Below are 20393 nucleotides of genomic sequence, written 5' to 3'. Positions count from 1 at the left end.
ATGACATCGGGCAGGCTCCCGTCCCGAGGCAGCGGGCAAAGTGGTTATGGAAGCACACGACCGTGCGGAGACACGTACATCCGGTCCTGCGCACCGCCCTGGCGGAGATGGCGCCGGGGCTGGAACGCTGCATGTACTGCGGGGACAACCAGGGCACGGACATCGATCACTTCGAGCCCATCCGTGAAAATCCGCTCCGGACCTTCGACTGGAGCAACCATCTGCTGGCGTGCTCCTTATGCAACAGCCACTTGAAGCGCGATGTCTTCCCGCTCGCCGTTGACGGCACGCCCCTGCTCATCGACCCGAGCAGTGAGGACCCCGCGGCACATCTGCACCTCTCGCTGGCCACCGGCGAGTACCTGGACCTCACGGACCGGGGCAAGGAAACGATCAACGTCTTCCGCCTCAACCGCGGCATCCTCATCCGAGGACGCCGACGTGCGTACCGGGTCACCCCGCTCCTCCTGAAGGACTGGCGCAACGCCGTCGACAAGGGCGATCTGGAGGATGCCGCGGACTGCGCCGCCGCCATCTGGGAGCAACCGACCGCCGATGTCGTCCACGCCATGTTTCACCAGGCGCTCGCGCCGGGCGCCGACGACATCTTCATGGACGACTCCGAAGCCCTCACACTGCTGCGCGACCACGATGTTCGCGCAGCGCTCCTGCCTGGGCTCTGACCATTTCTGTCCGAGCAGGAACCCTCAGTGAGCCGGGAAAAGGCGAAGGGCCCTTGCTCGACAAGGGCCCTTCGCCTACTGGTGTCCGAGGGGGGACTTGAACCCCCACGCCCGTTAAAGGGCACTAGCACCTCAAGCTAGCGCGTCTGCCATTCCGCCACCCGGACAAGGTGTCTGACGCGCGGGTTTCCCCCGCTGCGACGACGTAAACATTACCAGGCTTTCCGGGGTGGCCGATCACCCCCGGTGGGCGGGTGGCCCGGCCGCGCCCGTTCCGGCCGCGCTTCCGCCCGGCTCGCCCCCCGGGTCGTTGCTCCGTCCCGGCGTGAACGCCGTGTGACGGGCCGGGTCCCGTCTTGGGGCGGGGCCGCGCAGGGGAGAGGATGAGGGGAGAGCCACGAACAGTGACAGCGTGCAGGGAACAGTGTGCAGCGACAGCGGGAGGAACGACGTGAGCGCGACGGACGGCACGGCCAAGGGCGTCACCGGTGAGGACGAGGTCGTGGACCTCTGCCGCGACCTGATCCGGATCGACACCAGCAACTACGGCGACCACTCGGGTCCCGGCGAGCGCAAGGCGGCCGAGTACGTCGCCGAGAAGCTCGCCGAGGTGGGGCTCGAACCGCAGATCTTCGAGTCGCACAAGGGCCGCGCCTCCACCGTGGCCCGTATCGAGGGGGAGGACCCCTCCCGGCCGGCCCTGCTGATCCACGGCCACACCGACGTCGTACCGGCCAACGCCGACGACTGGACCCACCACCCCTTCTCCGGTGAGATCGCCGACGGATGCGTGTGGGGGCGCGGCGCCGTCGACATGAAGGACATGGACGCGATGACCCTGGCGGTCGTCCGCGACCGCATGCGCAGTGGGCGCAAGCCCCCGCGCGACGTCGTCCTCGCCTTCCTCGCCGACGAGGAGGCCGGCGGCACCTATGGCGCCAAGCACCTGGTCCGCGAGCATCCCGAGCTGTTCGAGGGCGTCACCGAGGCGATCGGCGAGGTCGGCGGGTTCTCCTTCACGGTGAACGAGAAGCTGCGCCTCTACCTCGTCGAGACCGCCGAGAAGGGCATGCACTGGATGCGGCTCACCGTCGACGGCACGGCCGGCCACGGCTCGATGACCAACGACGACAACGCGATCACCGAACTCTCCGAGGCGGTCGCCCGGCTCGGCCGCCACACGTGGCCGGTACGGGTCACCAAGACCGTACGGGCCTTCCTGGACGAGCTCTCCGACGCCCTCGGCACCGAGCTCGACCCGGAGAACATGGACGAGACCCTCGCCAAGCTCGGCGGCATCGCCCGCATGATCGGCACCACGCTGCGCAACTCGGCGGCGCCCACCATGCTCGGCGCCGGCTACAAGGTCAACGTCATCCCGGGCCAGGCCACCGCCCATGTCGACGGCCGCTTCCTGCCCGGATACGAGGAGGAGTTCCTGGCCGACCTCGACCGGATCCTCGGCCCGCGCGTGAAGCGCGAGGACGTGCACGCGGACAAGGCGCTGGAGACCGGATTCGACGGCCGGCTCGTCGACGCCATGCAGCTGGCGCTCGGCGCCGAGGACCCGATCGCGCGGGCGGTGCCGTACATGCTCTCCGGAGGCACCGACGCCAAGTCCTTCGACGACCTGGGTATCCGCTGCTTCGGCTTCGCCCCGCTGAAGCTGCCGCCGGAGCTGGACTTCGCCGGCATGTTCCACGGAGTCGACGAGCGGGTGCCGGTGGACGGCCTGAAGTTCGGTGTGCGGGTGCTCGACCGGTTCCTGGACGCGTCCTGAGCAACCCCTTTCAGTAATCGTGCAGATGTGCGGAATTAGCTGGGAAGGGTGAATGCGACGATAAGCTCGTATCCCCATTACTTCCTCCTCGTTACTCGTGATGTGATCCGCGGATTTGGATCGCATTGCCAACGAGGAGGAATAATGCTCAAGAAGGTCGTCGCTGTCGCTGCCGCCACCGGTGGACTGGTTCTCGCGGGTGCGGGCATGGCCGCCGCCGATTCCGGTGCCCAGGGTGCTGCCGTGAATTCCCCGGGTGTCGCTTCGGGCAACGTCGTTCAGGTTCCGGTGCACGTCCCGGTGAACGCCTGCGGCAACACGGTCTCCGTGGTCGGGCTGCTGAACCCCGCGTTCGGCAACACCTGCGTCAACCAGTGACGTTGTGCCTCGCCCATTAGGGCCCGCCCTTTCAGGGTTTGAGCTTGTCGGCCCCGGAGTGCGCGCCATGTGCTCCGGGGCCGACCGGTTTTCCAGTACGTCCCGAACACCGGGAAGGGATTCCGCGGATTCCGGGGGCTCCGAGAAATCCCGGAAATCCGTGGAACATCCTCCCGGTACTTGGTCGAAGGCAGGGAATCAGTACATGCGACAGGTCACCCGTAAGGGCCTGATGACCGTGGCAGCCGCGTCCGGCGTGCTCGCCGCCGCCGCGGGCGGGGTCGCGCACGCCGACTCCGGCGCGCAGGGCACGGCCAAGGGTTCACCCGGAGTGCTCTCCGGGAACTCGCTCCAGGCGCCGGTGCACGCGCCGGTCAACGTCTGCGGAAACACGGTCGACGCCGTCGGCGTCCTCAACCCGTCCGTGGGCAACGCCTGCGCCAACCAGGGCGGCTCACCGTCGAGCGGTCACGGTGGCGCGCAGACCGACGGGCACACCGCCGACTCGCCCGGCGTGGCGTCCGGCAACCGCATCGAGGCGCCGGTCCACATCCCGGTGAACGTCTGCGGCAACAGTGTCAACGTCATCGGCCTCGGCAACACCGCTCTGGGCAACGACTGCGCGAACGGCGGATCCGGCGGCCAGGAGGCGCCCGGCCTGCCCGGCGAGCCGGACGAGGGCGAGCCGGACGAGGGCGAGCCGGGCACACCGCCCGCCCCGGGCGAGGCCACCCCCGGCGTCTCCGCGCCCGGTAATCAGCCGGTCACCCACACCGCCGCCCAGCCCCTGGGAGACGTGGAGCTCGCCGCGACCGGCAGTGAGCTGCCGATCGGTCTCACCCTGCCGGTCGGCGCGGGCGCGCTGCTCGCCGGCGTGGTCCTCTACCGCAAGGCACGAGCCGCCGCGTGACACCGGCCGCGACAGCGGCCCACACCGGTCGTGCGGAGCGGCCCCGGCTGTGCCGGGGCCGCTCCGTGGGTGAAGGGGTACCGGTCGGCGGGGTGGCCGGGCTCACCAGGTCGCGCGCACCTGTCGGATGATCCGCCGCCGCAGCCGCACCTTGCGGCTCCCGTCGCGCAGCAGGCTCAGTCGGTCCAACTCCCAGTGACCGTACTCCGCGTGGTCCGTCAGCAGACGGGCCGCCTCCTTGCGGGAGACCCCGCGCGGTACGTACACGTGGACAAATTCGTATTCCGGCATCGCATCTATTGTGCGGGCTGGGCCCCGGTACGGATAGCGTCTGCACTATGTCTGATGCTGCGCAGCCCACCGCTGCCGAGGTACGCGCCGCCGCCGAGGCGGTCAAGACCGCGCTCGACCGCCACCTGGCCGCGGTCGAACGCCGGTCGGGGGAGGACGACCCGGCCGTCTACGAAGCGTTCAACGAGCTGGCCGTGGCCGCCGAGTCGTACGACGAACTGCTCTACGACCGCTACGACGAGGTGACCCCCTTCGAAATCCCCGAGGCCGAGGACGCGCTGCCGCCCTACACCGGCCCCGAGGAGCCCAGCGCGCTCAGTGTGCTGATCCGCCGTGACTACGCCGTCGCGGAGCCGCAGCGGCTGCTGGCGCACGCGCAGCGGATCGAGGCGGCGGACGACGACATCTCGGACGCCTCCGACACCTCCGAGACCTCGGGCACCGTCCACGGCGCGCTCGGCCTCCTGTTCGGCGAGTACGAGCCGGACGAGGTCGCCTCACGGCACAAGGAGTTCGGCCTGGAGGAGGGCGACTCCACGCTCTGGGTGACGGCATCGGACGAACCGGCGGAACCCGGTGAATGGCTGGAGGCCCCGTTCGAACAGGTGGACCCGGCGCTGGTGGTGTGCCGCTTCGACGTCAGTGCCGTCTTCGACGAGGACCCCGACGACGAGGTGGACGACCTCGACGATCCGGACGACACCGACGACGGCCTCGAGGACGGGCCGGTCCCGGCCCTCGGCACCGATCGCTGATCAGGCCCGGAGCCACGCGGACGGCATGGGTGACGGTGGCGGCGAGAGCGGCACAGGCGGTGGCACCGAGGGTGCCACCGCCACCGCGGTCACCGTCCGCGGGTGATGTCCGGAGTCAGCCGGCCGCTGCGGGGACCTGCGGCGCCAGCAGTACCGGCAGCCGGGTCGTCCGGGGCTTCGCCGCCACCTCCGCCACGGCACGCGGCAGCGCCTGCTCCACCCCGTGCACCACGGACAGATGGCGGTCCGCCCTGCTGAACGCCGTGTACACCCAGGGCCGGCTCAACGCCTGCACGGCATCGCCGGGCAGGACCACGACCACGGCCGGCCACCGGCCCCCGGCCGCCTGGTGCGCCGTCAGCGCCCAGCCGTGCCGTACCGCCTGCTCCACCCGTTCCTGCGGCACGACGACGGCCTCGCCCGCGCAGGCCAGGTGCAGCCCGTCGGCATCGGCCTTCACCACCCGGCCCGGCACCGTACGCCCCGGGGCGGGGGAGTAGGCGATCCGGTCACCCGGGTCGAACCCGCCGAAGCGCCCCGGCCCCGGATTCAGTCGCTCCTTCAACGCCGCGTTCAGCGCGCGCGTGCCCACCGCACCCCCGTGCCCCGGCGTGATCACCTGCGTCTCCTCCGCCGGTACCCCGATCGCGCGCGGCACCGAGTCGACCACGAGCTGCACCGTCCGGTGCACGGCCTCACCCGGGTCCCGCACCGGCACGATGACGACCTCCTTGCCGGGTGCCGCCACCTGGTTCAGCTCACCGGCCCCGATACCGGAGACCAGTTCGCCCAGCGGCCCGGGATCCGGCCGTCGGGAGGCGATCTGCGGGCACACACGCGCGGCCAGCAGATCGGCGAACACCCGCCCCGGGCCGACGGACCACAGCACGCCCGGGTCCCCGGCCAGCAGCAGCCGGGAACCGTCCGGTAGCGACTCCGTGACCAGCGCGGCCGTCTCGACGTCGAGCTGAGGAGCGTCCAGCACGACGAGCAGGTCCAGCAGCAGCGCCCCGTCGGCGTCCCGCCCCGGTCCCTCGGCACCGGACAGCAGCCCGGCGACGGTGGCGACCGCGGGGCCCTCGGCCCTCTCGCCCTCCGCCACGGTGACGCCGGCGCCCGTCCCTCCGGTCTCCACGCCCCCGGCCGTGGCGGCCTCCAGCAGGGCCGCGAACCGGGCCCGCCCGATCGGGGTGTGGGCGGCGGCCCAGGCACGCAGTCCGAGACCGTGTGCCGCCCGGAGCAGAGCCGCCGGCTCGACGAGGGACGCCTCCCCGCCCGTGTGCAGCACCAGTCCGTGACCGGCGACCGCGCGGATCAGCTCCCCCGCGGATCCGCTCGCCGAGGCGGCGGCCCGCTCCCACTCCGCACCCGGACCGTCCTGCTGGGGAGCGGAGTTGACGAGCCGGGCCAGCCCGTCGGCGAGGCTCTCCTCGGCCATCGCATACCGCTCGAGTCCCACGAGCACTCGGACGGGCCGCTCCTCCTCGGCGCCGTCCGCGCCGTCCGCGGCACCGCCCCGCCGGGGTGCCGGGGCGCCCGTCTCCGGCAGCGGGTCCTGGAAGACCAGGACGTCACCGTCGGCGATCGCGGTCCGCACGGCCTCCTCGGGATCCGGTACCCCCTGCCGAGCCAGCACGGTGGTCAGCGCGGACATCTCCAGGGCGGTGTGCCCGGCCGCCGCGGCCTGCTCCATCAGCCATCCGGTGACCGCCCGCTCGCGCCGCCCGTCCTCCGGCCCGGCCTCACCGCCGAGCAGCGCCCGTGCGAAACCGTCCGCCTGCTCGGGCCGCACACCCGCCACCCGCAACAGCTGCCAGGGATCGGCCCGCAACGCCTGTGCGGCCCCCTCGCCCAGCACACCGGCAGCCCGCGCGGCGAGCCCTTCGGGCGCGCCGCCCTGGACGAGCACCTCACGCACGGCCGCGACCACGCCGTCGGCGGGGACCGGCTCGACGGTCACCGGCGGCGCCGGCCGCACCGGTTCGGGAGCGGGCCGCCGCGGCGCGGGCCGGGGGGCCTCCTCGAACACCGCGGTCGCCGGCTTCTCGCCGCTCTCCACAGCCCGTACGGCGGCGAGCAGATCGGCTGCCGTGCCGCTCAGCTTGCCGCCGGCCTCGATAGGCTCCTGCCGCTGCGCCTTCCGCCGCTCGATCCGCTCCCGCTCGGCCCGCTGCGCCAGCAACTCGGCCTCGGCCTCGGACACCTGCCCGGCCCCGGGCGTCTGCACGCTCTCCGTCTCCGTGCCCGCCGCCTCCGTGCCCGCCGTCTCCGTGCCCTCCGCCTCCGCGGGGGCATCCGGGGCGGCCTCGGGGGAGACCTCCGCGGTACCCGAGGCCGCCGCGGTCTCCGAGGTGTCCGCCGCCTCGCCCGGTGTCCCCGGCTCGGCGTCCTCCGTGGTCTCGGGCGGCTCCGTGCTCACAGCGTGCTCCAGTCGTGATCGGGATAGCGGTGCACGGGCGCCGACACATCGTCGAGCGCCCGGCAGATCTCGTCAGGAAGACTAAGGGCCTCCACTGACAACGCCGCCGCGAGCTGCCGTGCGTTGCGCGCGCCGACCACGGGGGCGGCCACGCCCGGCCGGTCCCGCACCCACGCGAGAGCCACCTGGAGCGCGGTCACGGCCAGCCCGTCCGCCGCCGTCGTCACCGCGTCCACGATCCTGCTCGCCGTGTCGTCCAGGTACGGCTCCACGAACGGCGCCAGGTGCTCGGAGGCGCCCCGCGAGTCCGGCGGCACGGCGCCGCCCCGGTACTTGCCGGTCAGCACGCCCCGCCCGAGCGGGGACGAGGGGAGCAGCCCGATCCCGGTGTCGACGGCGGCCGGCAGCACCTCCCGCTCCACGCCCCGCTGGAGCAGCGAGTACTCCATCTGGGTGCTCGCGAGCCGGGCCCGCGAGCCGGGCGCGGCGAGCTGCCAGGTCGCCGCCCTGGCCAGCTGCCAGCCGCAGAAGTCGGCCACGCCGGCATAGCGGGCCCGCCCGCTGGCGACGGCGATGTCGAGGGCCTGGAGCGTCTCCTCCAGCGGGGTGGCGGGATCGTAGGAGTGGAGATGCCACACGTCGACGTGGTCGGTGCCCAGGCGTGCGAGCGAGGCGTCCAGCGCGGAGAGCAGATGACCGCGCGAGCCGTCGACCCTGCGGTCCGGGTCCGGCACGCTGCCGGCCTTGGTCGAGATGACGAGATCCCGGCGCGGCACCAGCCCGTCCATGAGCTGCCCGAGCAGATACTCGGCCTCCCCGTCGCCGTACACGTCGGCGGTGTCGACGAGGTTCCCGCCCGCCTCCCAGAAGGTCTTCAAGAGGTCCGCGGCGTCATGCTCGTCGGTGTCCCGACCCCAGGTCAGGGTCCCGAGACCGATCCGGGACACGCGCAGGCCGGTACGGCCGAGATGCCTCTGCTCCATGAACGCCGAGATTACTGGCCAGACCTTGTGGTGTGGGTACCTGTGGACAACGGATTCGCCCGGTCACCGGGCCGCCGGGCCCCTGCCGGGCCCCCGCTCCTGCCCCGCCCGAGCCCCGCCCGGCCCGAAGACAGGGTGCGGCGTCGCATGCCCCGCCCGGCTCCCCGCGGTATAGGGTCTCCGCACACACGACGTTACTGATCGGTAAGGGGAGACGGCCATGCAGCTCGGGATCAACCTCGGCTACTGGGGCGCCGGAATGGACGCGGACAACCTCGCCGTGGCGCAGGAGGCCGACCGCCTCGGGTACGCGGTCTGCTGGGCGGCCGAGGCCTACGGCTCCGACGCCGCCACCGTGCTCACCTGGGTCGCGGCCCATACCGAACGCATCGACGTGGGATCGGCCATCTTCCAGATCCCGGCCCGCCAGCCCGCGATGACCGCGATGACGGCCGCCACCCTCGACTCCCTCTCCGGCGGCCGGTTCCGCCTCGGCCTCGGCGTCTCCGGCCCGCAGGTCTCCGAGGGCTGGTACGGCGTCAAGTTCGACAAGCCGCTCGCCCGGACCCGCGAGTACGTCGAGATCATCCGCAAGGCCATGACGCGCGAGCGCCTCACCCACGACGGCGAGCACTGGACGCTTCCCCTCCCCGGCGGCCCCGGCAAGCCCATCAAGCTCACCGTGCACCCGCAGCGCGAGCACATTCCCCTCTACATCGCCGCGATCGGCCCGAAGAACCTCGAACAGACCGGCGAGATCGCCGACGGCGCCCTGCTGATCTTCCCCTCCGCCGACCACCTGGAGGACACCGCCGTCAGGTACCTGAGGGCGGGCCGGGAGAAGGCGGGCAAGACCCTCGACGGCTTCGACATCTGCCCCACACTGCCCCTCGCCGTCGGCGACGACAAGGACGTCACCGCCCTCGCCGACACCTTCCGCCCCTACACCGCGCTCTACGTCGGTGGCATGGGCAGCCGCAAGCAGAACTTCTACAACCAGCTCGCCGGGCGCATGGGCTACGAGCGGGAGGCCGCCGAGATTCAGGACAAGTACCTGTCCGGCGACAAGCAGGGCGCTGCCGCGGCCGTACCGCACGACCTGATCGACTCAACGACGCTCCTCGGCTCCGTGGACCGCATCGCGGACCGGATGAAGGCCTACGCGGCGGCCGGGGTCACCACCCTCACCCTCGCCCCGGCCGGTTTCACCCTCGACGAGCGACTCGCGTCGCTGCGCGCCGGTACCGAGGCCCTGGAACGCGCCGGGCTCGCATAGGGCCGCCCGCGAGGAATTCCACGGCCGTGGCGGGGGCTCGGGGGTCTTCCCCGCCACGGCCGTCACCCACCACAACGCCCGGCGGCCCCCGTGGTTACGCCCCGGTGCCCCCTCGGCCGTCCTCCGTTCGGCGCAGTTGTGGGCCGTCCCTGTTGCCCTGCGCCCCTCCTCGCATTTGACTTCTTCTTCGCGGACCACTTCGGACCACCGCGGCACCGCGGACGTACGGAATTCTCGCGGAGAGGGGGCCCATGATGCTTTCGACCAAGAGTCTGTTCCAGGAGATCCTCGACGACGACGAGTCCTTCGCGCTGTTCTGTTCCATCGCGGCCGGTGGAGAGTCCCAGGGCGGCTGGGAGAACGCCCGGATCGCCGCTCTGGTCCCCGAGTCCCAGCGCGCGCTCATTCCCAAGATCACCAGGCACGGCGCCGACGAGGACAAGCACGGCCGCATCTTCGACGCACTGATGAAGAAGCGCGGTGTGCGGCCCGTCCCCGTCCCGCCCGAGACCGACTACACGATGCTCCTCGAGCGCGGCGGCGTAGGCCTGGCGCACGACAGGCTCAGGCACGACGCGCCGCTCACCGTCGAGGACATCGTGACCTACCTCGCCCACAGCCGGGTCACCGAACAGCGCGCCTCCGAGCAGATGGAACTGCTCCGCAAGCACTTCTCCGACCACCCCGAACTCGGCCGCGCGGTCAGGATGATCTCCGCCGACGAGGACAACCACCTCGCCTACTGCCACGAGGAACTCCTGCGCTTCGCCTACGCCGGACACGGCCGTGTCATCCAGCGCACCCTGCGCGCGAACGCGCTCGCCGAGATCCGCGTCTACCGGGACGTCAGCCTCGCGGTGATGGACCGGATGGGCCGCATCCTCGGCTGGTCCAGGGCCAGGGCGGCGCTCCTGGCGGCCGGCATCCACGCGGTCTACGTCTACGAGCGTCTGGGCGGCTGGCGCCGCATGGTCTCGCTGAGGATGCCGGACCGCCGTAACGCCCTGGGCGGCCCGGCGAGCACGGCCCCCGGGTTCGCCTGAGCCGCGGACGGAGCCGGAGGAGGCCGCGCCGCCGGAGAGGGCCCGCCGCCCGCACCGGGCCGGACGCCGGTCCCCTCCGGCCCGCCGCCCGCTACATCCAGCCGCGCCGTTTGAACAGCCGGTACAGCAGAACCTCCAGCACGGCCATCACCAGGATCACCGCCGGATAGGACCACTCCCACCGCAGCTCCGGCATGTGCTCGAAGTTCATGCCGTAGATCCCCGCGAGCATCGTGGGGACCGCCGCCATGGCCGCCCATGCGGAGATCTTCCGCATGTCGTCGTTCTGCCGGACGCTCACCTGGGCCAGATGCGCCGAGAGGATGTCCGAGACCAGCCGGTCCAGGTTCTCCACGGACTCGTTCACGCGCGTGAGGTGATCGTGCACGTCACGGAAGAAGGGCCGCGACTTCTTGGACACGAAGGGCACCGCCGCACCGGACGCGCCCGCCCCTGTGAGCCGTGCCACCGGCTGCGTCAGCGGCCCGGTCGCCCGGCGGAACTCCAGGATCTGCCGCTTGAAGGTGTAGATCCTGGACGCCGTGTGCTGCGTACCGGCGCCGTCCGGGCTGAATACCTCCGCCTCCAGCTCCTCCAGGTCGGTCTGCAGTTCGGTCGCCACGTCGAGATAGTGGTCGACGGCGGCGTCGGCGATCGCGTACACCACCGATGTCGGCCCCTTGCCCAGCAGTTCCGGTTCGTGCTCCAGACGGCTCTGTACGGCGTTCAGCGGGGAGCCCTCGCCGTGCCGGACGGTCACCACGAACGCGTCACCCAGGAAGATCATGATCTCGCCGGTGGAGACGGCGTCGCTGTCCGGCTCGTAGGCGACCGGCTTGAGGACCATGAACAGCGAGTCGTCGTACACCTCCAGCTTGGGCCGCTGATGCGCCTTGAGGGCGTCCTCCACCGCCAGCGGGTGCAGCCCGAACTCCTGGGAGACCAGGCCGAACTCGTCCGCCGTCGGCTCGTGCAGCCCGATCCAGACGAACCCCCCCGACGCACGTGCCTGCTCCAGCGCGTCGGAGAAGTCACCGGGCCCCTCCGTCCGGCGCCCCTCCCGGTAAACGGCACAGTCGACGATCATGGAGCGCGCATTCCCCGCACCGGCCGGACAACACATCCGGCGGCGCAGCGGACGGCGCATCGTGCGACGCGCCCGGCCACGCACCCGCGCGTGCGCCTACCCTGGGCCGCATGCCCACGTTGCTCCTGGTCCGGCACGGACGATCCACAGCCAACACCGAGGGACTGCTCGCCGGCCGGACGCCCGGCGTCGCCCTCGACGAACGCGGGGCCGCGCAGGCCGCAGCCCTGCCCGGACGGCTCGCCGCCCTGCCCCTCTCCGAGGTCGTCACCAGCCCCCTCCAGCGCTGCCAGGAGACGATCCGACCGCTCCTGGAGGCCCGGCCCGGCCTCACCGCCCGCACCGACGACCGCATCGGGGAGTGCGACTACGGCGACTGGACGGGCCGCAAGCTCGCCGAGCTGAAGGACGAGCCCCTCATGGAGGTGGTCCAGGCCCATCCGTCGGCCGCGGCCTTCCCCGGCGGGGAGTCCATGCGCGCGATGCAGACACGCGCCGCCGAGGCGGTGCGCGAGTGGAACGCGCGCGTGGAGCGTGATCACGGCGCCGACGCGGTCTATCTCATGTGTTCGCACGGGGACATCATCAAGTCCCTCGTCGCCGAGGCACTCGGACTTCATCTGGACCTCTTCCAGCGGATTTCCGTCGATCCGTGTTCCGTCACCGCGATCCGCTACACACGGCTGCGCCCCTACCTCGTGCGGCTCGGCGACACCGGCGACTTCGCCGCCCTGGCACCGAGCGAGGAGCCGCCCTCCGACGACGCCCCGGTGGGGGGCGGCGCGGGCGCACCGTGATCGTCGGCCGCAGTAGGGTGAAGCCGACGCGGCAGCGCCGTGGATACAAGTACCCACAACTCTCGATGGAGTCAGGACGTGTCCCGTCAGGTGTTCCTCTACGACCAACCGGAACGTTTCGTGGCCGGTACGGTCGGACTGCCAGGGCGCCGTACGTTCTTCCTCCAGGCCTCAGCCGGCTCCCGGGTGACCAGCGTGGCCCTGGAGAAGACCCAGGTCGCCGCACTCGCCGAACGCATGGACGAACTGCTCGACGAGGTCGTACGCCGTAGCGGCGGCGGCGCGGCCGTGCCCGCCGTGGCACCGACGGAGATCGCCGACACCGCCCCGCTGGACGCCCCCGTGGAGGAGGAGTTCCGCGTCGGCACCATGGCGCTCGCCTGGGACGGCGAGGAGGAGTGCATGATCGTCGAGGCGCAGGCGCTCGTCGAGCTGGACGCCGAATCCGAGGAGGACCTCGCCGAGGCGGAGGAGCGGCTGCTCCAGGACGAGGAGAACGGGCCCCCGATGCTCAGGGTCCGGCTCACCGGCGTCCAGGCCCGTGCCTTCGCCAAGCGCGCCCTCGACGTCGTCAGCGCGGGCCGGCCGCCGTGCCCGCTGTGCAGCCTCCCCCTCGACCCGGAAGGACATGTGTGTCCGCGCCAGAACGGATACCGACGCGGAGCGTGACCACCGCAGACCCCACCACCGCGGTGCTGCTCGCCCAGGGCGGGCTGACCGTACGCGGACGCATCGGTGGGGCGTCGAACGCGGCGCTGTACTGCACCGTGGCCCGCGAGGGCCGCGAGGCCGCCTGTGTCTACAAGCCCGTCGCGGGGGAGCGGCCCCTGTGGGACTTCCCGGACGGGACGCTCGCCGGGCGCGAGGTCGCGGCGTACCTGGTCTCCGAGGCGACCGGCTGGGGACTGGTGCCGCCCACCGTGCTGCGGGACGGGCCGCACGGCGAGGGCATGTGCCAGCTGTGGATCGAGACCGCCCCGGACACGGAACTCCTCGCCCTGGTCGACCGGGAGGAGCCCGGACCCGGCTGGAAGGCCATCGGGTTCGCCGAGGTGGGCGAGGGACGCACCGCGCTGCTCGTGCACGCCGACGACGCGCGGCTGCGGCGGCTGGCCGTGTTCGACGCGGTGATCAACAACGCCGACCGAAAGGGCGGGCACCTCCTGCCCACCCGTGACGGCCGGCTCTACGGCATCGACCACGGCGTCGCCTTCAACGTCGAGGACAAGCTGCGCACCCTGCTGTGGGGCTGGGCGGGAGAGCCCCTGACCGGGGAGGCGTGCGAGGTCCTCGAGGCCCTCGGGAAGTCACTCGCCGAGGACGGCCCGCTGGCCGCCTCGCTGGCCCCGCTGATCACCCCCGCCGAGATCGACGCCACGCGCGCGCGTGTGGCGTCCCTCCTCGCCTCCGGTACCCATCCCGCGCCCGGCGGGGACTGGCCGGCGATCCCCTGGCCGCCGGTCTGAGACCCGGGTCACGTGGCGGGGCCCAGAAACGGTGCTCCGGATCCGGCCCGGCCCCGGCCCGCGCCGCCCCGCGCCGCCCCGCGCCCGGCCGGGTGGGGGCGGGCCCGCACACCCTCCCGCCCGCGCGCCATCTGCACGTTCGGCGGCGATGCGCAAGAGTGCCTTCCCGGCCGTCCGGCCCGCTCCGGTTCGTATCCTGGACCATGGTCCGGTTACGCTCAGGGCATGCATGCCTGGCCCGCTTCCGAGGTCCCCGCCCTGCCCGGTCAGGGACGCGACCTGAGGATTCACGACACCGCGACCGGGGGCCCGATCACACTCGACCCCGGCCCCGTAGCCCGTATCTACGTCTGCGGCATCACCCCGTACGACGCCACCCACATCGGCCACGCGGCGACATACAACGCGTTCGACCTCGTGCAGCGCGTGTGGCTCGACACCAAGCGGCAGGTCCACTACGTCCAGAACGTCACCGACGTCGACGACCCGCTGCTGGAGCGGGCCGAGCGGGACGGCATCGACTGGGCCGCGCTCGCCGAGCAGGAGACCCAGCTCTTCCGCGAGGACATGACGGCCCTGCGGATGCTGCCGCCGCGGCAGTACATAGGCGCCGTGGAGGCGATACCCGGCATCGTCCCGCTCGTCGAACGGCTGCGTGACCTCGGCGCCGCGTACGAACTCGAGGGCGACACCTACTTCTCGGTCGAGGCCGACCCGCACTTCGGCCAGGTCTCGCACCTCGACGCGGCCGCCATGCGGCTGCTGTCCGCCGAACGCGGTGGCGACCCGGACCGGCCGGGCAAGAAGAACCCCCTCGATCCGATGCTCTGGTCGGCCGCCCGCGAGGGCGAACCCAGCTGGGACGGCGGGTCGCTGGGCCGGGGCCGTCCGGGCTGGCACATCGAGTGCGTGGCCATCGCCCTCGACCACCTGGGCATGGGCTTCGACGTCCAGGGCGGCGGCTCCGACCTGGTCTTCCCGCACCACGAGATGGGCGCCTCGCACGCCCAGGCGCTCACCGGCGAGTTCCCCATGGCCAAGGCGTACGTCCACGCCGGGATGGTCGCCCTGCACGGCGAGAAGATGTCCAAGTCCAAGGGCAACCTGGTCTTCGTGTCCCGGCTGCGGCGCGACGGCGTGGACCCGGCGGCGATCCGGCTGGCGCTGCTCGCCCACCACTACCGTGCGGACTGGGAATGGACCGACCAGGTCCTCCGGGACGCCGTGACGCGGCTCGGACACTGGCGGGCCGCCGTCTCCCGCCCCGACGGCCCGTCCGCCGAGGCCCTGGTGGACGAGATCCGCGAAGCCCTGGCCAACGATCTGGACGCCCCGGCGGCGCTGACCGCCGTCGATCACTGGGCCGTGGCCCAGGAGCAGCAGGGGGGCACGGACATGGGCGCGCCCGGGGTGGTCTCCCGCGCCGTGGACGCCCTGCTCGGCGTGGCGCTGTAACGACCTCACCCGCGGTGGGGAGTGGACCGGCGAGCGGCGTCATGCGGCTTCGCATCCGAGGCGGAGGAGGGAGTGATGGCGGAGCCATCGCGACCGACGACGACGCCGGAGGCGAAGCCGCAGGGCGTCGGGAGCCCGCTCGCTGTCGCGGGTGAGGTCGTAAGCGACCGGGAACGTGGTGGGGCGCCCCGTCCACCGACGGGGCGCCCCACCACGTTCGTCCGGGCCCGCCCGCCCGGCCCACCGTGTTCGGTCCTTCGCGTCCGGTCCTTCACGTCCGCCCGGGCTCAGTCCTCCGAGGAGTCCTCGCCGTCCATGTCCGGTTTCGGCGGCTTCGGCGGGCGGGGCCGGCTGCCCGGGGTGTCCCGCCGGAACGACGGGCCGTCCCCGCCGTCGGCCGTGGCGTGGCCGCCGGGCTGCGGAGAGCCGGACGAGCCGGACGAGCCGTCACGGCGCCGCAGATAGCGCTCGAACTCGCGGGCGATCGCCTCGCCCGACGCCTCCGGCAGCTCGGCCGTGTCCCGGGCCTCCTCCAGCGACTGGACGTACTCCGCGACCTCGCTGTCCTCCGAGGCCAGTTGGTCCACGCCCACCTGCCAGGCACGCGCGTCCTCGGACAGTTCGCCCAGCGGGATGTGCGTGTCGATCAGGTCCTCCAGCCGGTTCAGGAGGGCCAGCGTCGCCTTCGGGTTGGGCGGCTGCGACACGTAGTGCGGGACCGCCGCCCACAGCGACACCGCCGGGACGCCCGCGTGCGTGCACGCCTCCTGGAGAATGCCGACGATCCCCATGGGACCCTCGTACTTGGTCTCCTCCAGGTTCATGCGACGGGCCAGGTCCGGATCGGACGTGGTCCCGCTGATCGGAACCGGACGGGTGTGCGGAGTGTCACCCAGCAGAGCGCCCAGGATGACCACCAGCTCCACCCCGAGTTCATGGGCGAAGCCCAGCAGCTCGTTGCAGAACGAGCGCCAGCGCATGGACGGTTCGATCCCGCGGACCAGCACCAGATCACGTGGCTTGTCACCACCGACCCGGACCACCGACAACCGAGTCGTCGGCCACGTGATCTTCCGCACGCCGCCGTCCATGAACACCGTGGGCCGGTTGACCTGGAAGTCGTAGTAGTCCTCGGCGTCCAGCGCCGCGAACACCTCGCCCTTCCATTCCCTCTCCAGATGCGCGACCGCGGTGGAGGCGGCGTCGCCGGCATCGTTCCAGCCCTCGAACGCGGCCACCATGACCGGGTCGATCAGCTCGGGAACCCCCTCGAGCTCGATCACCCAGCGCCTCCTTCCGACGTGCCCTCGCGTACGCCCCAACCTTACGGCGTGCCAGGGGGAGCGCCCGCAGCCCCCTCACAGGGGGAATGCCCCAACACTGCCCCGGCGGACGCCGGGAAACACCCCGCATCGATCCGAGCCGTCCGGGAGGACCGCCAGGGAGGACTGCCAGGGAGAGCCGTCCGCTCACAGTGCGGACGTGCGGGCCCGCACGACGTGGAGCGCGGCCACTGCTCGATCCCCGCAGTGTGGACGGTGGCCCACGACCGCGCCGCCTCCGCCCGGTCCCGCAGGGCCGCCATGGTGGCCCGGTGCTCGCGCAGGGTCCGGGCGACGGCGTTCTCCTGGACGGGCCCCCGCTCGGCCCGCGGATTCACCGGGAACGGACGTCCGATGCCTCCGGGCTGTCGAGCGTGGCCCCGGGGGCGGGCCCCGCAGGCCGACGGGGAGTCACCCCTTCGCGTCACCGCCCCCGTGCCGGGGGAAGGACCGCTCCCGCGCGGGCAGGGCCGGTGACCGCGCGGTCACTTCCTGTCGAGCAGGTTCTGGACCTCCGCCCGGACCTCGTCCGTGGCCAGTCCCCGGATCGTCAGCGTCGTACGGCGGCGCAGCACGTCGTCCGCCGTCTCGGCCCACTCGTGGTCCCGGGCCCAGACGACCTGCGCCCAGATCTCCGGCGCGTCCGGGTGGACGCGCCGGGCCAGCGCCGGGTCGTCGTTGGCCAGCCGGGCGATGTCGAAGGCCAGCGAACCGTAGTGGGTGGCCAGGTGCCGGGCGGTGTCCGCCGCCATGCGCGGACCGGGCGCGGGGCCGTCCACCAGGAGCCGGTGGGCGACCGCGCGCGGGTTGGCGACCCCCGGCAGCGGCAGCTTGCTCGGCAGCGCCGCCACGGGCTCGAAGTCGTCGCCCAGCGGGTGGCCGGGCAGTTCCTGGAGCTTGCGCATCACCGTGCGGCCGATGTGGCGGAAGGTGGTCCACTTGCCGCCCGCGATGGACAGCATCCCGCCGCGGCCCTCGCTGACGACCGTCTCGCGCTTGGCCTTCGCGGTGTCCCCGGGGCCGCCCGGCAGCACCCGCAGGCCGGCGAAGGAGTACGTGATCAGATCACGGTCCAGCTGCTGGTCGCGGATGGAGAACGCGGCCTCGTCGAGTATCTGGGCGGTGTCCTTCTCGGTGACCGCGACATCCGCCGGGTCGCCCTCGAACTCCTCGTCGGTCGTGCCGAGCAGCAGCATGTCCTCCCAGGGGAGGGCGAAGGTGATGCGGTACTTGTCGATCGGCGTGGCCAGCGCGGCCCGCCACGGGGCGGTCCGCTTCAGCACCAGGTGAGCGCCCTTCGACAGGCGGATGGACGGTGCCGCCTTCGGGTCCTCCATCCGGCGCAGGTGGTCCACCCAGGGCCCGGTCGCGTTCAGCACCAGACGGGCGTCGACGCCGAACTCGTCGCCCGACAGCCGGTCGCGCAGCTCGGCACCGGTCACCCGGCCCCTGGTGAACCGCAGGCCGGTCACCTCGGCGTGGTTGAGGACGACCGCGCCCGACCCGGCCGCCGCGCGGACCGTCATCAGCGCCATCCGCGCGTCGTTCATCTGGTCGTCGCCGTACACGGCCACGGCCTTGAGGTTGTCGGTGCGCAGCTCCGGCACGTCCCGCGCGGCCTTGGCGGGGGAGAGCAGATGGCCCACTCCGTCACCGAAGGCCGACAGGGCCGAGTACGCGAAGACACCCGCTCCGAGCTTCGCCGCGCCGTGCGGCCCGCCCTTGTACACGGGGAGGTAGAACGTGAGCGGGTTCGCCAGGTGGGGTGCCACCTGGCGGGAGACCGCACGGCGCTCGAAGTGGTTCTCGGCCACCAGCTTCACCGCGCCGGTCTGCAGGTAGCGCAGACCGCCGTGGAGCAGCTTGGAGGAGGCGGAGGAGGTGGCGCCGGCGAAGTCGCCGGCGTCGACCAGAGCCACCCTGAGGCCGGACTGCGCGGCGTGCCAGGCGGTGGAGATGCCCAGGATGCCACCGCCGATCACGAGAAGGTCGTACGACGCCTTGGAGAGCTGCTCCCGGGTCTCGGCCCGGCTCGGGTTCGAGCTGGAAGCCGGGTGCGTCCCCAGGGCAGGCACGGACTGCAGGGTGGACTGAGTGGTCATGTCGGGTCGTGCTCCTCGTCAGTCTTCGTCCTCGAGCCAGCCCATGGTCCGCTCGACGGCCTTGAGCCAGCTCTTGTACTCACGGTCGCGGATCTCCGCGTCCATGTGGGGGGTCCACTCGGCGGCCCGGCGCCAGTTGGCGCGCAGGTCGTCGGTGTTGTTCCAGAAGCCGACGGCGAGGCCGGCGGCGTAGGCGGCGCCGAGGCAGGTGGTCTCGGCGACCATGGGGCGCACCACGGGCGCGTCCACGAAATCGGCGAGGGTCTGCATCAGCAGGTTGTTGGAGGTCATGCCGCCGTCGACCTTGAGGGCGGTCAGCTCGACGCCGGAGTCCTTCGTCATGGCGTCGGCGATCTCCCGCGTCTGCCAGGCGGTGGCCTCCAGGACGGCGCGGGCGATGTGCGCCTTGGTGACGTACCGGGTCAGGCCGGTGATCACACCGCGGGCGTCGGAGCGCCAGTACGGGGCGAACAGGCCGGAGAAGGCCGGTACGAAGTAGGCGCCGCCGTTGTCCTCGACCGAGAGCGCGAGGGTCTCGATCTCGGCGGCGGTGGAGATCAGGCCCATCTGGTCGCGCATCCACTGCACCAGCGCACCGGTGACGGCGATGGAGCCCTCGAGGGCGTAGACCGGCTTCTGGTCGCCGATCTGGTAGCCGACGGTGGTCAGCAGCCCGCTGTAGGAGTTGATGATCTTGTCGCCGGTGTTCATCACCATGAAGGTGCCGGTGCCGTACGTCGACTTGGTCTCGCCCTCGGCGAAACAGGTCTGGCCGAACAGGGCCGCCTGCTGGTCACCGAGCGCGGAGGCGACCGGGATGCCGCCGAGCAGGTCGCCCAGGCTGCCGCCCTTGATCTCGCCGTAGACCTCGGCGGAGGAGCGGATCTCGGGCAGCATCTCCGTCGGGACGCCGATGGACTCGGCGATCTTCGTGTCCCACTGCATGGTGTGCAGGTTCATCAGCATGGTGCGGGACGCGTTGGTGACGTCGGTGACGTGCTTGCCGCCGTCCGCACCGCCGGTCAGGTTCCAGATGACCCAGGTGTCCATGGTGCCGAAGAGGATGTCGCCCGCCTCGGCACGCTCCTTGAGCCCTTCGACGTTGTCGAGCAGCCAGCGGGCCTTGGGACCGGCGAAGTAGGAGGCGAGGGGGAGACCCGTCTCGCGGCGGAAACGGTCCTGCCCCACGTTGCGGCCGAGCTCGCGGCAGAGGGCGTCGGTGCGGGTGTCCTGCCAGACGATGGCGTTGTGGACCGGCTCACCGGTGTGCCGGTCCCACAGCACGGTGGTCTCACGCTGGTTGGTGATGCCGATGGCCTTGATGTCGTCCCGCGTGATGCCGGCCTTCTCGACGGCGCCGGCGACGACCTCCTGGACGTTGGTCCAGATCTCGGTGGCGTCGTGTTCGACCCAGCCCGGCTTGGGGAAGATCTGCTCGTGTTCCTTCTGGTCGACGGCGACGATGCGGCCGTCGCGGTCGAAGACGATGCAGCGCGACGAGGTCGTGCCCTGGTCGATGGCGGCGATGAACGGACCGTGGCCGTGGGAGGCGATGCCGGCGGAGTGGTCGTCGGTCACTGTGTGCTCCTGGAGGTTCCTTGGGTGCGGGGCTGTACGTACGGCGCTTCTACAAGACTCGGGGTTCC

18 protein-coding genes, 1 tRNA gene and 1 pseudogene are annotated in these 20393 nt (G+C 72.0%); 11 read left to right on the top strand and 9 right to left on the bottom strand.

The features are described from left to right. Positions 1-62 precede the first annotated feature (62 nt). On the top strand, positions 63-683 hold the full coding sequence (locus V4Y04_RS06480; protein WP_332426328.1) for an HNH endonuclease: 621 nt from the start codon (positions 63-65) through the stop codon (positions 681-683). Positions 684-762: 79 nt separating this feature from the next. Here V4Y04_RS06480 and V4Y04_RS06475 read toward each other — a convergent pair. Continuing rightward, a tRNA-Leu gene (locus tag V4Y04_RS06475) sits at positions 763-850 on the bottom strand. A 284-nt stretch (positions 851-1134) separates the two neighbouring features. Here V4Y04_RS06475 and V4Y04_RS06470 point away from each other — a divergent pair. The 3 genes from V4Y04_RS06470 (at position 1135) to V4Y04_RS06460 (ending at position 3751) form a co-directional block, all read left to right on the top strand. Next, positions 1135-2463, top strand: a complete 1329-nt coding sequence (locus tag V4Y04_RS06470) for a M20/M25/M40 family metallo-hydrolase (RefSeq protein WP_332426327.1) — start codon at positions 1135-1137, stop codon at positions 2461-2463. A gap of 144 nt (positions 2464-2607) precedes the next feature. Further along, positions 2608-2841 carry a chaplin ChpH gene (gene chpH / locus V4Y04_RS06465; RefSeq protein WP_332426326.1) on the top strand — a complete coding sequence of 78 codons (234 nt, stop codon included), beginning with the start codon at positions 2608-2610 and terminating at the stop codon, positions 2839-2841. A 205-nt stretch (positions 2842-3046) separates the two neighbouring features. Beyond that, the gene (locus tag V4Y04_RS06460; RefSeq protein WP_332426325.1) at positions 3047-3751 is read left to right on the top strand and encodes a chaplin; all 705 of its coding nucleotides are present in this window, start codon (positions 3047-3049) and stop codon (positions 3749-3751) included. A 102-nt stretch (positions 3752-3853) separates the two neighbouring features. Here the strand turns inward: V4Y04_RS06460 and V4Y04_RS06455 are convergent, their stop codons facing one another. Further along, positions 3854-4042: a DUF5703 family protein gene (locus V4Y04_RS06455; RefSeq protein WP_332426324.1), complete on the bottom strand. Its 189-nt coding sequence runs from the start codon at positions 4040-4042 to the stop codon at positions 3854-3856. A gap of 47 nt (positions 4043-4089) precedes the next feature. Between V4Y04_RS06455 and V4Y04_RS06450 the strand changes: the two genes are divergently transcribed. Beyond that, a complete protein-coding gene (locus V4Y04_RS06450) occupies positions 4090-4797 on the top strand; it encodes a hypothetical protein (protein ID WP_332426323.1) in 708 nt (235 codons plus the stop codon). Between the two features lie 115 nt (positions 4798-4912). Here the strand turns inward: V4Y04_RS06450 and V4Y04_RS06445 are convergent, their stop codons facing one another. Continuing rightward, positions 4913-7216, bottom strand: a complete 2304-nt coding sequence (locus V4Y04_RS06445) for an ATP-binding domain-containing protein (protein WP_332426322.1) — start codon at positions 7214-7216, stop codon at positions 4913-4915. Further along, complete coding sequence (locus V4Y04_RS06440) at positions 7213-8199, bottom strand: aldo/keto reductase (RefSeq protein WP_332426321.1); 987 nt, start codon at positions 8197-8199, stop codon at positions 7213-7215. Before V4Y04_RS06440 ends, V4Y04_RS06445 begins: the two co-directional genes overlap by 4 nt. Positions 8200-8419: 220 nt before the next feature. Here V4Y04_RS06440 and V4Y04_RS06435 point away from each other — a divergent pair, with 220 nt between their 5' ends. Further along, entirely contained in the window at positions 8420-9475 is a 1056-nt protein-coding gene (locus V4Y04_RS06435) for an LLM class F420-dependent oxidoreductase (RefSeq protein ID WP_332426320.1), read from the top strand. 254 nt (positions 9476-9729) lie between these two features. Continuing rightward, the gene (locus V4Y04_RS06430) at positions 9730-10518 is read left to right on the top strand and encodes a ferritin-like domain-containing protein (RefSeq protein WP_332426319.1); all 789 of its coding nucleotides are present in this window, start codon (positions 9730-9732) and stop codon (positions 10516-10518) included. A 91-nt stretch (positions 10519-10609) separates the two neighbouring features. Here the strand turns inward: V4Y04_RS06430 and corA are convergent, their stop codons facing one another. Further along, positions 10610-11605, bottom strand: a complete 996-nt coding sequence (corA, locus tag V4Y04_RS06425) for a magnesium/cobalt transporter CorA (protein ID WP_332426318.1) — start codon at positions 11603-11605, stop codon at positions 10610-10612. A gap of 110 nt (positions 11606-11715) precedes the next feature. Here corA and V4Y04_RS06420 point away from each other — a divergent pair, with 110 nt between their 5' ends. The 4 genes from V4Y04_RS06420 (at position 11716) to mshC (ending at position 15323) form a co-directional block, all read left to right on the top strand. Further along, on the top strand, positions 11716-12402 hold the full coding sequence (locus V4Y04_RS06420; protein ID WP_332426317.1) for a histidine phosphatase family protein: 687 nt from the start codon (positions 11716-11718) through the stop codon (positions 12400-12402). A 78-nt stretch (positions 12403-12480) separates the two neighbouring features. After that, positions 12481-13071 (top strand): DUF3090 domain-containing protein, encoded by a 591-nt coding sequence (locus tag V4Y04_RS06415; RefSeq protein ID WP_332426316.1) that lies wholly within the window; start codon positions 12481-12483, stop codon positions 13069-13071. After that, a complete protein-coding gene (locus tag V4Y04_RS06410; RefSeq protein ID WP_332426315.1) occupies positions 13068-13868 on the top strand; it encodes an SCO1664 family protein in 801 nt (266 codons plus the stop codon). The genes V4Y04_RS06415 and V4Y04_RS06410 overlap by 4 nt, the downstream gene beginning before the upstream one ends. Positions 13869-14093: 225 nt before the next feature. Continuing rightward, entirely contained in the window at positions 14094-15323 is a 1230-nt protein-coding gene (gene mshC / locus V4Y04_RS06405) for a cysteine--1-D-myo-inosityl 2-amino-2-deoxy-alpha-D-glucopyranoside ligase (protein ID WP_332426314.1), read from the top strand. A 287-nt stretch (positions 15324-15610) separates the two neighbouring features. Here mshC and V4Y04_RS06400 read toward each other — a convergent pair whose 3' ends face one another. The 4 genes and pseudogenes from V4Y04_RS06400 to glpK form a co-directional block, all read right to left on the bottom strand. Next, positions 15611-16606: a PAC2 family protein gene (locus V4Y04_RS06400; RefSeq protein ID WP_332426313.1), complete on the bottom strand. Its 996-nt coding sequence runs from the start codon at positions 16604-16606 to the stop codon at positions 15611-15613. A gap of 215 nt (positions 16607-16821) precedes the next feature. Then, a pseudogene (locus tag V4Y04_RS06395) lies at positions 16822-16974 on the bottom strand (GntR family transcriptional regulator); the annotation flags it as partial. A 156-nt stretch (positions 16975-17130) separates the two neighbouring features. Further along, complete coding sequence (locus V4Y04_RS06390; RefSeq protein ID WP_332426312.1) at positions 17131-18747, bottom strand: glycerol-3-phosphate dehydrogenase/oxidase; 1617 nt, start codon at positions 18745-18747, stop codon at positions 17131-17133. An 18-nt stretch (positions 18748-18765) separates the two neighbouring features. Continuing rightward, positions 18766-20301 carry a glycerol kinase GlpK gene (gene glpK / locus V4Y04_RS06385; protein WP_332432728.1) on the bottom strand — a complete coding sequence of 512 codons (1536 nt, stop codon included), beginning with the start codon at positions 20299-20301 and terminating at the stop codon, positions 18766-18768. Between the last annotated feature and the right edge of the window lie 92 nt (positions 20302-20393).

This window comes from Streptomyces sp. P9-A2 (assembly GCF_036634175.1).
Taxonomy (GTDB): Bacteria; Actinomycetota; Actinomycetes; order Streptomycetales; family Streptomycetaceae; genus Streptomyces; species Streptomyces pratens.
The sequence above is the reverse complement of the archived record's forward strand: the minus strand, read 5'-3'. Positions and strand labels throughout refer to the sequence as shown.

Bases quoted from the DNA above. Each gene is read 5' to 3' on its own strand.
- V4Y04_RS06420 (WP_332426317.1), top strand. From the start codon at position 11,716: ATGCCCACGTTGCTCCTGGTCCGGCACGGACGATCCACAGCCAACACC.
- V4Y04_RS06440 (WP_332426321.1), bottom strand. From the start codon at position 8,199: ATGGAGCAGAGGCATCTCGGCCGTACCGGCCTGCGCGTGTCCCGGATC.
- V4Y04_RS06430 (WP_332426319.1), top strand. From the start codon at position 9,730: ATGCTTTCGACCAAGAGTCTGTTCCAGGAGATCCTCGACGACGACGAG.
- mshC (WP_332426314.1), top strand. From the start codon at position 14,094: ATGCATGCCTGGCCCGCTTCCGAGGTCCCCGCCCTGCCCGGTCAGGGA.
- V4Y04_RS06450 (WP_332426323.1), top strand. From the start codon at position 4,090: ATGTCTGATGCTGCGCAGCCCACCGCTGCCGAGGTACGCGCCGCCGCC.
- V4Y04_RS06455 (WP_332426324.1), bottom strand. From the start codon at position 4,042: ATGCCGGAATACGAATTTGTCCACGTGTACGTACCGCGCGGGGTCTCC.
- V4Y04_RS06460 (WP_332426325.1), top strand. From the start codon at position 3,047: ATGCGACAGGTCACCCGTAAGGGCCTGATGACCGTGGCAGCCGCGTCC.
- chpH (WP_332426326.1), top strand. From the start codon at position 2,608: ATGCTCAAGAAGGTCGTCGCTGTCGCTGCCGCCACCGGTGGACTGGTT.
- V4Y04_RS06390 (WP_332426312.1), bottom strand. From the start codon at position 18,747: ATGACCACTCAGTCCACCCTGCAGTCCGTGCCTGCCCTGGGGACGCAC.
- V4Y04_RS06435 (WP_332426320.1), top strand. From the start codon at position 8,420: ATGCAGCTCGGGATCAACCTCGGCTACTGGGGCGCCGGAATGGACGCG.
- corA (WP_332426318.1), bottom strand. From the start codon at position 11,605: ATGATCGTCGACTGTGCCGTTTACCGGGAGGGGCGCCGGACGGAGGGG.